Source organism: Actinomadura chokoriensis (assembly GCF_041463665.1).
GTDB classification, from domain to species: Bacteria; Actinomycetota; Actinomycetes; order Streptosporangiales; family Streptosporangiaceae; genus Spirillospora; species Spirillospora chokoriensis_A.
This window is the reverse complement of the sequence record NZ_JAXCEJ010000030.1, coordinates 35993-49352: the sequence shown is the minus strand read 5'-3', so window position 1 is coordinate 49352 and position 13360 is coordinate 35993. Positions and strand designations below refer to the sequence as shown.

11 protein-coding genes are annotated in these 13360 nt (G+C 72.2%); 7 read left to right on the top strand and 4 right to left on the bottom strand.

The genetic code is table 11. The annotated features are described in order from the left end of the window. Window positions 1–31: 31 nt before the first annotated feature. The 3 genes from SM418_RS33035 to SM418_RS33025 form a co-directional block, all read right to left on the bottom strand. Window positions 32–1471: a hypothetical protein gene (locus tag SM418_RS33035; RefSeq protein WP_371945407.1), complete on the bottom strand. Its 1440-nt coding sequence runs from the start codon at window positions 1469–1471 to the stop codon at window positions 32–34. Between the two features lie 168 nt (window positions 1472–1639). Beyond that, complete coding sequence (locus SM418_RS33030) at window positions 1640–2866, bottom strand: PI-PLC domain-containing protein (protein ID WP_371945408.1); 1227 nt, start codon at window positions 2864–2866, stop codon at window positions 1640–1642. 199 nt (window positions 2867–3065) lie between these two features. Beyond that, entirely contained in the window at window positions 3066–4832 is a 1767-nt protein-coding gene (locus SM418_RS33025) for an acetyl/propionyl/methylcrotonyl-CoA carboxylase subunit alpha (protein WP_371945409.1), read from the bottom strand. Between the two features lie 202 nt (window positions 4833–5034). Between SM418_RS33025 and SM418_RS33020 the strand changes: the two genes are divergently transcribed. From SM418_RS33020 to SM418_RS32990, 7 genes are all read left to right on the top strand, one after another. Then, window positions 5035–6075 (top strand): SPFH domain-containing protein, encoded by a 1041-nt coding sequence (locus SM418_RS33020; RefSeq protein WP_371945410.1) that lies wholly within the window; start codon window positions 5035–5037, stop codon window positions 6073–6075. A gap of 15 nt (window positions 6076–6090) precedes the next feature. Then, window positions 6091–6420: a hypothetical protein gene (locus SM418_RS33015; protein ID WP_371945411.1), complete on the top strand. Its 330-nt coding sequence runs from the start codon at window positions 6091–6093 to the stop codon at window positions 6418–6420. 134 nt (window positions 6421–6554) lie between these two features. Continuing rightward, on the top strand, window positions 6555–7097 hold the full coding sequence (locus SM418_RS33010) for a hypothetical protein (protein WP_371945412.1): 543 nt from the start codon (window positions 6555–6557) through the stop codon (window positions 7095–7097). A gap of 234 nt (window positions 7098–7331) precedes the next feature. Continuing rightward, window positions 7332–7601 (top strand): WXG100 family type VII secretion target, encoded by a 270-nt coding sequence (locus SM418_RS33005; protein WP_067629811.1) that lies wholly within the window; start codon window positions 7332–7334, stop codon window positions 7599–7601. Window positions 7602–7702: 101 nt separating this feature from the next. Further along, window positions 7703–7936 (top strand): hypothetical protein, encoded by a 234-nt coding sequence (locus SM418_RS33000; protein WP_371945413.1) that lies wholly within the window; start codon window positions 7703–7705, stop codon window positions 7934–7936. 1 nt (window position 7937) lies between these two features. Then, window positions 7938–8603, top strand: coding sequence for a Scr1 family TA system antitoxin-like transcriptional regulator (locus SM418_RS32995; protein ID WP_371945414.1), 666 nt, complete (start codon window positions 7938–7940; stop codon window positions 8601–8603). Next, a complete protein-coding gene (locus SM418_RS32990; protein WP_371966131.1) occupies window positions 8554–8748 on the top strand; it encodes a DUF397 domain-containing protein in 195 nt (64 codons plus the stop codon). Before SM418_RS32995 ends, SM418_RS32990 begins: the two co-directional genes overlap by 50 nt. 123 nt (window positions 8749–8871) lie before the next feature. On the opposite strand, the gene SM418_RS32985 is transcribed toward SM418_RS32990, so the two are convergent. Continuing rightward, complete coding sequence (locus tag SM418_RS32985; protein ID WP_371945416.1) at window positions 8872–13335, bottom strand: type VII secretion EssC family protein; 4464 nt, start codon at window positions 13333–13335, stop codon at window positions 8872–8874. Window positions 13336–13360 lie beyond the last annotated feature (25 nt).

The window sequence follows — 13360 nt, the reverse complement described above, 5'->3', positions numbered from 1 at the left end:
TGTGCAGCATCTTGTCCATTCGGGACGTCCGTCAGAAGCCGCCGAAGTCGCCGCCCCCGCCCCCGCCGCCGAAGTCGCCGCCGCCGAAGTCCCAGCCGCCGCCGTCTCCGCCACCGTCGCCGAACCCGCCGCCCATGCCGCCGTCGCCGATGCCGCCCCAGCCGAGGCCGGGCCCGATCATCGAGCCGAGCAGGGTGCCGACCATCAGGCCGCCGAGCAGGTCGAACCCGCCGTAGCCGTAGTAGTAGCCGCCCGCGTACGGCGCGTACGCGGGGCCCGCGTTCCAGTACGGCTGCCGGGCGCCCCGGTACGGGACCATGCGGATGTCCGGGTCCGTCCCGTGCAGGACGGCCTCGGCGTCGGCCGCGCACGCCGGGACGGAACGGGCGCTGCCGCCCGGCGGCGCCCACATGACGTCCTGGACGGACGGCCCGTGCTGCGGGTTGAAGAAGCAGGGCGGGCGCCGCTCGGGCACCTGTTCGCCGCCGAGCCGGGCGCGGGTGGCGGTCATGTAGTAGCGGCCGTCCTCCAGCGCGGTGGTCACGGCCTGCATGTCCTGCGGCCTGGCCGCGCGTGCCGTCGCCGCCTTGGCCTGATCGTAGGAGTTCATCGCACGCTCGTAGTCGGCGCGGATGACGGGATCGAGGTTCCTGTCCATGACGTCGAGGTCGAGGCGGGCGATGTCCTCGCCGAGGAGGGTGACGTCCTCCTGCACGCCTTCCTTGAGGTCCTCCATCTCCCGGGCCTCGCGGACCTGGCGCCGCTTGCGGGCGGTGAGGAACAGGGCCACGCCCCCCGCCGCGAGCAGCAGGAGCACACCGATCACGACGTAGCCGACGACCGCGCTGGACCGCGCGTTGGCGTCGACCTTCTTCTCGGCGCGGTTCCCGAAGTCGATCAGCCGCTGCTTCAGCGGGACGCCGTTGGTGCGGGTGACGATCTGGTTGATCTCGCTGCTGCTGAGCTTCTTGGAGATCGCGGCCATGCGGCTGCCGTCCGCGGTGACGGCGACGAACGTCTCGCCCTTCCCGACGCGGTCCGCGACGGCCGGCAGCAACTGCTTGACCTGGGTTCCCGTGACGGCGTTGCTGACGACCACGGCCCGGATGTCGGCGTCGGCGTCACCGGCGAAGGACTGCTTGATCTGGCTCTGGTCGGCCGGGGACAGCACGTTCCCGGCCTCGCTCGTCACGTAGAGCCGGGAGTCGACGAGCCCGTTGGCGATCTGCCCCACGGTGTCCGCCGCGGCGGCGGGACGCACCTGCGGTGCGGCGATGTGCCGTGCGACGGCCGGTGGGTTCTCAAGGCCCGGTGAATGCTCGAGCCGGGTTTGGGCCGGGACCTGGGTCGGCTGGGCCGGGGCGGCGTGCGCGGGGGCGCTGAAGGCGAACATCGGCACGGCGACGGCGCCGACGATCGCCGAGACGGTGCCCAGGCGTGCCGCGCGGGCGGCCCGCTTCTCGGTGCTCATATCTATTGTCTGCCCACGTGGACGGCCTGATGCCTCGTTCGTGAGACGGATTCGTGGTCGTCCTGGATGGGGGGCGGCACCCATCGGCCGCCCTGCCCGCCGCCCCGACCGGCGGCGGGCGGGACGGCGGGCAACGCGGCGCGCTGCTCATGCCGGGGGAGGGCAGGGTCAGCGGTTGCGCGGCGACGGGGCGGGGCTCGGCGACGGCGGGCCGTTCGTCGGCGGCCGGTAGGTGGGCGGCGGGGCGCTGCCGGACTCTTCCCCCGCCCCGGGCGGGCTCCACGGGGGCTTCGGCGTCTTCGGCGGAGGACCGCAGTTCGTCAGCCAGTCGGCGCCCGTCCCGAGATGGTTCGTGACGATGTAGTCGGCGCCGTTCCTCAGCTGAGCCCGCCACCAGGCTTGGCGGTTCGCGTTAGCGCAGCGGTCCTCGCCGGGCGTGCAGCGGCGGAAATGGCCGTGGCCCATGTAGCCCAGGCGCTGCTCGCCGTCCGGGCCGCCCCACATGCGGACCTTGAAGCCCGCGTCGTGCGCCCGCTGGAGCAGCTCCGCGTACTTGGCCTCCTCCTCCTTCGAGAGGGCCCAGTTGTCGCGCGACACGCATTTCTTGAAGTCGCCGTTCAGGACGCTCACCCGCTGGGCGTACTGCCGCTCCTCGGGCGTCGCGGGGTAGAGGAGCTCGTGCGGGATCGTGCAGCCGTCATCGAAGCTCTGGTAGAAGCTGACGTTCGGCGGTGCGTTGATGACGTGGGCGGGGTCGGTCGCGCTCACCGGCAGCACGACCTCGACGTCCGGCGGCAGGCCCTCGATCTCCTTGAGCACCTGGTCGTAGGCGCGCTGCCCGCCGCCCTTGATCTCGACGAACAGCTGGAACTTCTGGCCGCGCCCCGGATAGACCGCCCCGCCGTTCTTCTTCGCCTCGTCGATGAGCCGCTGGACGTACATCTTCCGGAACGGCCCCGAATCGCTGGACCCGTCCTTTCTGTGCGAGACCACGAGCTTGCCGTTCTCGTCGAACGCGACGTCGGCCTCCACGCTCGTCGCGCCGTTGCTGAGAGCGCTCTTCACGGGATGCTTGTTCTCGTAGTCGTTGTGCGCGTTCAGCCGGTCGACCCACGGCGCGTTCGGATCGGGAGAACACACGGGCTTCGGAATCGGCGGTTTGACCGGCCCCCCGGGCTGGTCGGCGCGAAGGTTCTGCACGGTGTACGGGGGCCTCGCGTGCGCGGCGGATCGCTGCCCGCAGTCGTCCCCGCCGAAGATCTGGCAGAGCGCGGCCTTGCACGCCTGGACGGGCCTGTCCCCGATGAGACCGAAAAGGGCGGCGAAGACCACGGAGGCCAGCGCGATGGAGGCCGCGTACTCCAGCGCGCCGGCTCCCTTGTCGGAGGGCTGCATGCGCACATCGTGTCCGCCCGGGGGAGCACGTCCCAGGGTCCGCGGCCCCAAGCGGGGGACCCGCGCGGCCCGGCGGTTCCGGCGCCGCGCAGGGGACACGGGCCCGGGCCCAGGGCCCTGGGGCCCACGGGTCCGCGCCTGGCACGGCGCCCTCGTTCCTACACCGGCCGAGGGCGCCGTGCCGGTCGCGTGGCCCCGGTCAACTGTCCTTGATCTCGCAGATGACGGCTCCCGCGGAGACGGTCTGCCCGACCTCGGCGGACAGGCCGGTGATCGCCCCGGCCTTGTGCGCGGTGAGCGGCTGCTCCATCTTCATGGCCTCCAGGACCACGATGGTGTCGCCCGCCGCCACGGTCGCGCCGTCCTCGACGACGATCTTGACGATGGTGCCCTGCATCGGGCTGACCAGCGAGTCGCCGGACGCCTGCGCGCCGCCGCCCTTCTTGCCGCCGCGCCGCCTGGCCGGCTGCGCCTTCCCGGCGGGGGCCGCGGAGGCGCCGAGGCCGGCCGGCAGGACGACCTCGACGCGCCGGCCGCCGACCTCGACGGTGACGCGCTCCCGCTCGGCGTCCGCCGCCTCGTCCCCGGCCGGGGCGTGCTCGAACGGCGGGATCCGGTTGTCGAACCCGGTCTCGATCCACCGGGTGTGGACGCTGAACGGCGTCTCGTCGTCCGCCGGGACGAACGCCGGGTCGTCCAGCACCGCCTGGTGGAACGGCAGGACCGTCGGCATGCCGTCGATGACGAACTCGGCCAGCGCGCGGCGGGACCGCTCGACGGCCTGCCGGCGCGTCGCCCCCGTCACGATCAGCTTGGCGATCAGCGAGTCGAACGCCTGCGGGACGGTCTGCCCGGCGCCGTAGCCGCTGTCCAGCCGGACGCCCGGACCGGTCGGCGGCTCCCACGCGGTCAGCGTGCCGACGGCCGGCAGGAACCCGCGGCCCGCGTCCTCGGCGTTCAGCCGGAACTCGATCGAGTGGCCGCGCAGTTCCGGGTCGCCGTAGCCGAGCTCCTCGCCGTCGGCGATCCGGAACATCTCGCGGACGAGGTCGACACCGGCGACCTCCTCGGTGACCGGGTGCTCGACCTGGAGCCGGGTGTTGACCTCCAGGAACGAGATCGTCCCGTCCTGGCCGACGAGGAACTCGCACGTTCCCGCGCCGACGTACCCGGCCTCCTTCAGGATGGCCTTGGACGAGGTGTACAGCAGTTCGAGCTGCTCGTCCGACAGGTAGGGGGCGGGGGCCTCCTCGACGAGCTTCTGGTGCCGGCGCTGCAGCGAGCAGTCGCGGGTGGACACCACGACCACGTTGCCGTGCTTGTCGGCCAGGCACTGCGTCTCCACGTGCCGCGGCTTGTCCAGGTACCGCTCGACGAAGCACTCGCCGCGCCCGAACGCGCCCACGGCCTCGCGGACGGCGGACTCGTACAGCTCGGCGACCTCGTCCAGTTGCCGGGCGACCTTCAGGCCGCGCCCGCCGCCGCCGAACGCGGCCTTGATCGCGATCGGCAGGCCGTGCTCCTCGGCGAACGCGACGACCTCGTCCGCGCCGGACACCGGATCCTTGGTGCCCGCCACGAGCGGCGCGCCGACCTTCTGCGCGATGTGCCGCGCCTGCACCTTGTCGCCCAGCGCGGTGATCGCGGCGGGCGGCGGGCCGATCCAGGTCAGCCCGGCGTTCTCCACCGCGGCGGCGAAGTCGGCGTTCTCGGCCAGGAACCCGTACCCGGGGTGGACGGCGTCCGCGCCCGCGTCCGCGGCGATCTTCAGCAGCTTCTCGATGTTCAGGTAGCTCTCGGCCGCCGTCTGCCCGCCCAGGGCGAACGCCTCGTCGGCGACCCGAACGTGCAGCGCCTCCAGATCCGGCTCGGCGTACACAGCCACACTGGCCAGACCGGCATCCCGGCAGGCACGGGCTATACGGACCGCGATCTCACCGCGGTTGGCGATCAGGACCTTGCGCACGTGGGTCTCCTCCTTCAACCTCGCAGGCAGTCTAGATAACGGCCGATCCAGGATTTCGTAAGCCCCTCCTTATAGGGGTCTCCAGTCCCAGATAGTGGGAGATCGCGCGATAACGGTCTGGTGACCGGCGGAGCCCGGACCGGCCCTCCTCCGTCTCATCCAGCGACCCGCGAGCCGAGTGGTGCGGGCGAGAGGAGTGGTCGTGGCCAACAAGGAGTCGTCCACCGAGAGGAAGCGGTCAGCGGGCGAGGGCCGGCTCTCGGGGCTGGGCAAGCCCCGCCGGCGCACCGCCGTCATCGCCGCCGTGCTGCTGGTCGTCGTCGGCTGGCCGGTGCTCAGCGCCCTGTTCGGCGGGTACGAGCGGACGAGCGGCGGCGAGATCGCCGTCGTCCGCAACGGCGGGTTCTTCGACAACAACCGGATCCGGCAGGTCATCGACCCCGGCTCCGGCCGGGTCTGGATCGGACTCTACTCGCAGGTCCACAAGTACCCCGCCCAGCAGCGCTTCTACACGATCACCTCGGACGCGCGGAAGGGCGACGAGACCGGCGTGGACGTCGTCACCGTGCCGAGCTCCGACGGCGTCAACATGGGCATCGAGGGGACGCTGTACTTCACGCTCAACCAGGACCACCAGGTCATCCGCGAGTTCGACGACAAGTACGGGACGCGCAAGTTCCGCTCCGCCGGCGGCGAGATGCACAACGTCTACGACGGCGACGAGGGCTGGTCGGCCTTCCTGGACCAGATCGTCCGGCCGGTGATCGACAACGACCTGCGCAGCCAGATCAACAGCTTCCGCTGCGCCGAGCTCGTCTCCTCCTGCGCCCTCGTGCAGAACACCGCGCAGCCCGCGAACGTCCAGGCCGCGGGGCAGAAGGCGCAGAGCAACAACGCCAACATCGCCAAGGTGCAGAACGCGATCAACACGAGCCTCGCCGCCGACCTGGAGCAGACGCTCGGCGGGAAGTTCGTCACCAACATCCACTTCAACCTCGTCCGGATCACCCTGCCGTCCAAGGTGCAGGACGCGGTGGACCGCGCGCAGGCCGCGTTCGCGCAGGTCAGCGAGGCGCAGGCGAAGGTCGCCACGGCCAGGGCGGAGGCCGCGGCCAACAAGGCCCGGCAGAACGGCTACAACAAGTGCCCGACCTGCGCGAGGATCGAGGAACTGAAGGCCCTCCCGCAGGGCATCACCGTCTACGCGCCCGGCAACCCGAACGGCTCGCTGCTGCGGGACTGACCGACGGAGGCCGACATGCGGTTCCTGATCGTTCTGGTGGCGCTGGCGGTGGCCGCCGCGGTGGTCGTCCTGCTGGTGTACGCCTTCGCCGACCGCTCGCCGTCGGGTAGGGCGGCGCTGGAGCGCGGCGCCTGCTGGGAGGCGCACACCGAGTCGTCCGGCGGCGTCACCACGGTCGCCGTCCGGCAGGTCACCCGGAGCGACACCGGAGACCTGATCGCCGAGATCGGACGGCAGACGGTCGCGTCCATCCCGGACGGCGACCCGGAATGGGAGAAGCGCTATCACGAGGCGATGGCGCAGGCCCGCTCCCGCGTCGCCGCACTGCGCAGCCAAGCGGACTGACCCGTCATTGTCCGCGAAGGCCCGCGCCCCTCACGCCGGGCGCAGGCCTTCGCGGGAAAGCGGGCGGTTCCGAGCGCCCCTGCCGGTGTACTCTCGGCTCGAATCCCGTCGCACGTGATCATCTGGAGACGCCGATGGTTCGCCCGTGGCCCCGGGCCGGCCTGGCGGTCGTGCTGGCAGCCTGCCTGCTGGCGCCCTCGTCCACCGTCCGGCGGGAGGACCCCGTCGTGGAGGACTACGTCACCGAGCAGCTCACCGTCGCCGCGAGGACCTTCCTGGCACGCCGCTCCCAGGCTCTCGTGCCGAAGCACGATCGGGACAGGCGCGCCATGCCGGCCGAGGTCCTCGGCGTGCGGATCTCCCCGACGCTGCTGCGCTCGCAGGAGCGGGCCGTCCGCGAACTGGAGACCCGGAACCGCGCGCCCGTCGCGGGCGGCCCCGCCTACACCGGCGCCCGCACCCGCCTCGACCCGAGCCGCGCCGTCCGCGAGGGGGACCGCATCACGCTGGAGGCGGTCGAGCACACCGAGGTCCGGTACGGCGGCGGCAAGGTCACGCAGTCGATCCGGCGCCGGTTCGTGTTCCGGACGCGCGGCGAGCAGATCACCCTGATCGCCGAGCGCGTCCTCGACCCGGACGCGCATCCGGTCAACGACCCGGTCACTCCCGACCGCTGACGGCGCTTTCCCGACGAAAATCCTCTGAAATGCCCTTGACGGGGAGTAAGTATGCTCGTCACAACCTCGTGGTGGCCACATCCGGACATCCCGAGATGGCGGCATTATGGCCGTTTCGGCGGACGATCCACGAGGTACGGCTGGATTGACGTGAACCGTGGGGCGTAAGCTGACGCCATTATTTCCCGCACCACGGCAAAACGTTCGGCGATCAGCGACGAAAGGGCCGGAGCGATGGGCGACAAGCGCGGAGCCAACCTGGGCGAGCTCGAGGAACTCTCCCGGATCTTCAGCAAGCACTCCCGTAACCTCGACGCCCTGATCAAGGACCTCAACGGCCGCACCGTGAGCAGCAGCGCCGCCTGGTGGGGCCCGGGCGCCGACCGCTTCCGCTCCGCGTGGGCCGAGGCGAAGACCGCCTTCGACAAGATGGCGCTCGCGCTGGAACAGGGCAGCCAGGACATCCGCAAGTCCCAGCAGAACATCGAGGCCGCGACCCGCTGACCCCCCGAGCCGCGGGTCCCGGCCCATCCCCCCGAGGCCGGGACCCGCACCAGCCTCCATCCCCGGCGTCCCCGCAGCCGGCCCACGCCTGAGGGATCCCCGTGAGCAAGCCATCACCGCTGCAACTGCAATTCCTCCTCGGACGCATCCAGATGCTGTCCGACCAGTACTGGCACCTGTTCACCGCGTCCCGCCGGGCCATGGACGACCACGCCTGGGTCGGCGGCGGCGCCTCCCGCGCCTTCGCGCGCAAGCTCGACCAGAGCGACGCCGCCCTGCACGCCGAACTGCGCAAGGCCCTGCAGCTCGTCCGGGACGAACTGAACCGGGGCTGACATGGGCTGGCTCGATCCGGACACCTGCGGCGTGAAGCTCGCCGAGTTCGAGCACATGACCCAGCAGATGACGCAGGCGGCCCCGAAGCTCGCCGAACTCGCCGACACGCTGTGGCAGGCCCTCAACGCGGCCAAGGTGAGCACCGCGCCCGCGATGGAGATCAAACGCATCGCCGCCTGGGCCGACCAGGCCGCGTCCGACCTGCGCCGCCGCAACCAGCTCGCGCACGACCTCGACCGGCAGAAGCTCGCCTTCGTCGTCAGCGCCAGGATCGTTTGGGTGTTGATGGACGAAGACGCTGTGACGTCCGAGATCGGTGGCCGCAGGGTGATGTGTGCCCAGCTCGCGCACCTGCTTGAACTCGGAGGATTGCCCCATGTGTCGGTGCGGCTGATCCTCAAGTCGGCAGGCGCCCACCTTGGGCTCGACGGGCCGTTCCGGCTCATCACCGTGAAGAACCGTCAGATCGCCTACGCCGGGGCTCGACGGGGCGGGCGACTCATCGAGGACGCAGCGGAGGTACAGGAACTCGCCGTAGATTACGAACGAATCGGGTTCAAGGCCCTATCTGAGGACGCTTCCCGAGCCCGTATCGCCGAGTTGCTGGAGGTGTCGAGTGAAGACCGATTGGCGCAAGAGCTCACGGAGCGGGGCGATCAACGATGAGGCTTGTGTCGAGGTGGCTGGGCTGATCGGCGGTGTGGCCATTCGGGATTCAAAGGATCCTGGTGGTGGGCGGCTGAGGGTGAGCGGTGACCAGTTCGGGTGTCTGCTTGACCGGATCAAGGCGGGAGCGCTCGACCGGCCCTGATGGGTGGCGCCGATCTTGGAGCGCGCGGTGTGCTTCAAGATCGGCCGGCTGGTGGCGGGGTCTGAGCGCTGAACTCGGCTGTGTGGGAGGTCTCACCGGGCCGTCCCGCTGCGGAGTGGGTGGTCAGTCGGTGGTGGGGGGTGGGAGGGCCACCTGGATCTGGGTGGTGATGCCGGTGGCCACGAAGAGGCCGCGGCCGGTGGGGCCGCCCAGAGGGGCGTTGCGGGGGAGGCGGAGGCCGAAGAGGTCGCCGTCGTCGGGGGAGTCGACGGACAGCAGGACGCCGGAGCGGGAGCGGCGGGTGTCGGAGAGGAAGCCGCGGTAGCCGCGGCCCAGGTCGGCGGTGGTGCCGCCGATGACGACGGCGTGCTCGCCGTCGCGGGCGGTGCGGAGGACGTCGCGGAGGGCGTCGTCCAGGTCGGTCTCGTCGAGGAGTTCGGCGTCGTCCACGATGACGGCGTAGCGGTGCTCGTCGCCGATCGCGTCGCCCAGGTCGTCCGGATCGGAGTCGGCGGTCAGGAGGCCGAGGACGCCGGGGTGGCCGGAGAGCAGGCGGAGGGGCGAACGGCGCGGGGTGACCAGGACCACCGGGACGAGGCCGCCGCCGACGGCCGGGTCCAGGAGCGAGTGGACGATCGTGCGAAGGGTCGTGGAGCGGCCTGAGCGGGGCGGGCCGGCGACGGCGAAGCCGGGGCCGTCGTTGAGGAGGTCGATGCCGACGGGGGCGAGGGTGTCGCCGCCCACGCCGACCAGCGCCCAGAGGGAGGACGGGGCGGTGAACTCGGGGTCGAGCGACATGGCCTCGCGGTAGGTGACGCGGACGGGCAGTTCGTCCACGTGGAGGGGGCGCTGGCGGCGGGGGAGGCGGCCGTAGCGGGAGACGCAGGTGCGGGCGATCTCCTGGAGGACGGCTACCTGGGACGTGCCGGACGGGTCGTCCCCCAGAAGGCCGATCTGTGATTCGCGTGGGGGCGTGCCCGGCGCGCCCGGTTCGAGGGCGCGGCCGGGCGGCATCGCGGCGGGGACCTGCTTGTCCTGGAGGCCGCCGTAGCCGTAGTCGTTCGGGTCGGCCATCCGCAGGAGGAGGCGGCGGTCGAAGACGGTGGAGACCTGCCCGCCGAGGCCGGAGCGGTCGCCGGTGAAGACGGCGCGGAGGCCGACGGCGGCGCCCTCGCGCAGGAGGCGGATGGCCTGGTCGACGAGGCGGCCGTAGTCGTAGTGCTCGAACGCGCCGAGGAAGCCCTCCCAGCGGTCCAGGAGCAGCACCATCCAGGGGAGGCGGTCGGTGGCGGCGACGGCGGCGCGCTGCTCGGCGAGGGACGCGAAACCGGCCTCGGCGAGGAGTTGCTGGCGGCGGGCGACCTCGGCGGTCAGCGCCGTGAGGAGCCGTTCGCAGCGGTCGAGCTGGTCGCGGCTGACGACGGCGCCGCAGTGCGGCAGGGAGATCAGCGGGAGCAGCGCGTTGGCGCCGCAGTCGATCGCGTACAGGTGCGCGTCGTAGGGGGAGCAGGACGCGGCGAGGGAGCCGGCGATGGTGCGCAGCGCGGTGGAGCGGCCCGACTGGGCGGAGCCGGCGAGGTAGAGGTGGCCGCCGGAGGCGAGGTCGAGGGTCAGTTCCTGGCGGGACTGGACGGCCGGAAGGTCGGTGATGCCGAACGGGATCGGCGGGACGTCCACGACGGAGCCGCCGGCGGCGGTGCGGGGCGTCAGCCTGACCTGCTCGGGCAGCGGCTGCAGCCACGGGGACGGCTGCCGGGCGGTGCCGGCGCGGCGGGCGGCCTCGTCGATCGCCTGGACGAGGACGCCGAGGTCGGTGGCCAGGGTGGTGTCGTCGGCTGCTTCGCGGGGCGAGGGCAGCGGGTGGCCGAGGCCCTGCCAGGGGAGCGGGAGGACGGTCGGGCCGGTGGGGCCGGCGCCGGCGCCGGGGCGGCGGCCCCCGATCCGCGCGGACTGGACGGGGTGCGGCGACGACACGCCGGACCGGATGTAGCAGCGTCCGGGCGTGGACTTGGAGATCTGCGCCGCGTCGGGCGAGTCGAGGACGTCCGCCGACTCGTCCGGGTCGGTGACGCGCAGCGCGATGCGCAGGTTGGTGTTGGCGCGGATGTCGGCGGTCACGACCCCGGCGGGACGCTGCGTGGCGAGGATCAGGTGCACGCCGAGGGACCGGCCGCGGCGTCCGATGTCGACGAGACCGGTGACGAAGTCGGGCAGTTCGGTCACCATGGCGGCGAACTCGTCGATGACGAGGACGAGGCGGGGCATGGTCGGCAGCCCCGGGGTGGCGGGACGCAGGTCGTTGTAGTCGTCGATGTCCTTGGCGCCCGCTTCGAGGAGGATCTCCTCGCGGCGGCGGAGTTCGGCGGCGAGTGATTCGAGGGCGCGTTCGGTGGCGTGGCCGTCCAGGTCGGTGACCATGCCGACGGTGTGCGGGAGGCGGGCGCAGTCCTTGAAGGCGGCGCCGCCCTTGTAGTCGATGAGGACGAACGTCATCTCGTCCGGCCGGTTCGCCACGGCGAGGGACGCGATGAGCGTCTGCAGCAGTTCCGACTTGCCCGCACCGGTCGTTCCGGCGATGAGGCCGTGCGGGCCATCGGTCCGGAGGTCGATCTCGTACGGCTGCCCGGAGCCGAAGCCGATGGGGACTCGGGTGGTGCGTCCACCGGTCCGGCTCCACGACTGGAGGATGTGCTCGGCCGTGGGGTCGGGCATGCCGAGGACGTCGAGGAGCCGCACATCGGTCGGAATCGAGTCTTCGGCGTCCTCGCGGGACACGTCCCGGACGGGGGCCAGCGCGCGCGCCACCCGGTCTGCCCAGGTCGGTGAAACCTGGTCGGCGGCTACCGAACCGACCACTTCGAGCCCTTGCCCCTGGAGCCGAATCAGCGAAGGCCATTGCGGCTCCCACGCGGCGACGGCCTGGCATTCCTCTGGGAGGAGACGTTCCTCGTCGTCCACGCAGATGGCGTAGAGGCCGTGTTCGGCGCCTCGTGACAGGAGCATCGGCATGCCGGGTATGCGACGCAACGCGCGCGCGCCGTCCAGCACGATCAGGATGTTGTACGGGGCGGAGGGTGCCCCTTCCTTCCCGAAGAACGACGATTCCGCCTGCGCGGCACGCCGCCGTTCCGTCAACCGGATCGCCAGTTCGGTGACGCGCTGCGCCGCCGACTCGGGATCGGTTCCGACGAGGGCCACGCACTCCTCGCCTTCACGCGGTGCGCAGTGCGGCAGCCAGCGCACCCAGTTCCACTCCGCCCCGGCCCGCTGGTCGGCGGACAGGACGACGATGGCCAGGTCGCGGGGGCTGTGCAGGACGGCGGCCTGCGCGACCATCCACCGCGCGAGCCCCCGCGAGGCGTGCCGGGGGCCGGTCAGCCCGATGACGCCGAGATCGGCGAGCGGCAGCGCCACCGGGACCTGCCGGGCGGCCGGAATCGGAACGTCGCCCGCCTCGCCGCTCAGCTCGATGCGGGCGGGCAGGTCGGCGAGGCCGAGCCGCAGGTGCAGGACGTCGGCGTCGTCGCGGCGCCGCTCCCACAGGCGCCGCCGCGGCCCCGTCGCGGTCAGCAGCACCTCGGCGGGGTCGGGGTGCAGGGCTCGCCGCTCGGCCTCGTCCTCGCGCCGCAGCCGCTCCATCTCGCCGTCGAACTCGCCCGACTTGCGGTGGTACTCCTTCAGCGCCTTCTTGTACGACTTGCGGCCGTGCATCCGGTCGCCGATCCACTCGCCGAGCGTCATGACGGGCCAGGCCAGCGCGAACAGCGCCCACCACCACTGGCCGAGCGCGAACGCCATGACGAGCCCGAACGCCGAGAACAGCAGCGCGCCGAACAGCCTGAGCCGCTCGCGCGGATTGCGTTCGGGGCGAGCCGGGACCTCCAGCCGCCGGGCGCCGCGTGCCGGGCGCAGCCGGGGCGGCCGGTTGAACGCCAGCCCGCCTTCGGGGAGCGGCTCCAGGTGGGTGTCGGGCGCGGCGCTCGGCGCGAGGGTCAGCACGCTGCCGCCGACCGACAGCATCCCGCCCATCGGCCAGATCGTCTTCGCGCCCAGCGGCGTGCCCTCCAGCGCGGCCGAGCTCTGCATCGTCATCGCGGACGGCTCGACCTCGACGGTGTCGCGCCCGACCGTGACCCGCAGGGACCGGGCCGGGACGGACGGGTCGTCGAGCAGCACGTCCACGTCCAGCCCGGACCCGATCGTGCTGGTGCCGAGCCCGAGCCGGTGCACCGACCCGGCGGCCGGGCCGCCGGCGACCCGCACCTCGACGAGGCCGGTCGGCTCGGCGAGGACGGTGGCGGCGGCGCCGCGCTGCTCGACCGCCACGACGGCGCCGTCGCGCAGTTCCTTGACGGCGAGGGCCTGCGGGTCGAGCATCCGGCCGTCCATCCAGAGGGCCCGGCGAAGGGTGCGGCCGTCCTTGGCGAGCAGGGCGGCCTTGGAGAACCGGGGCGACAGGGCCTGCGGGGGGCCGTCGAGGGTGGCGGCGAGCGACTGCGCGACCCCGTCCACGGTGGCCTCGGAATCGATATTTATCACGACATCGCGTGGCCCTCCGCCGGTCAGCGCCGTGAACGAGATCCGCATCCGAGCCTCCGCCGTCCGCTGGTCG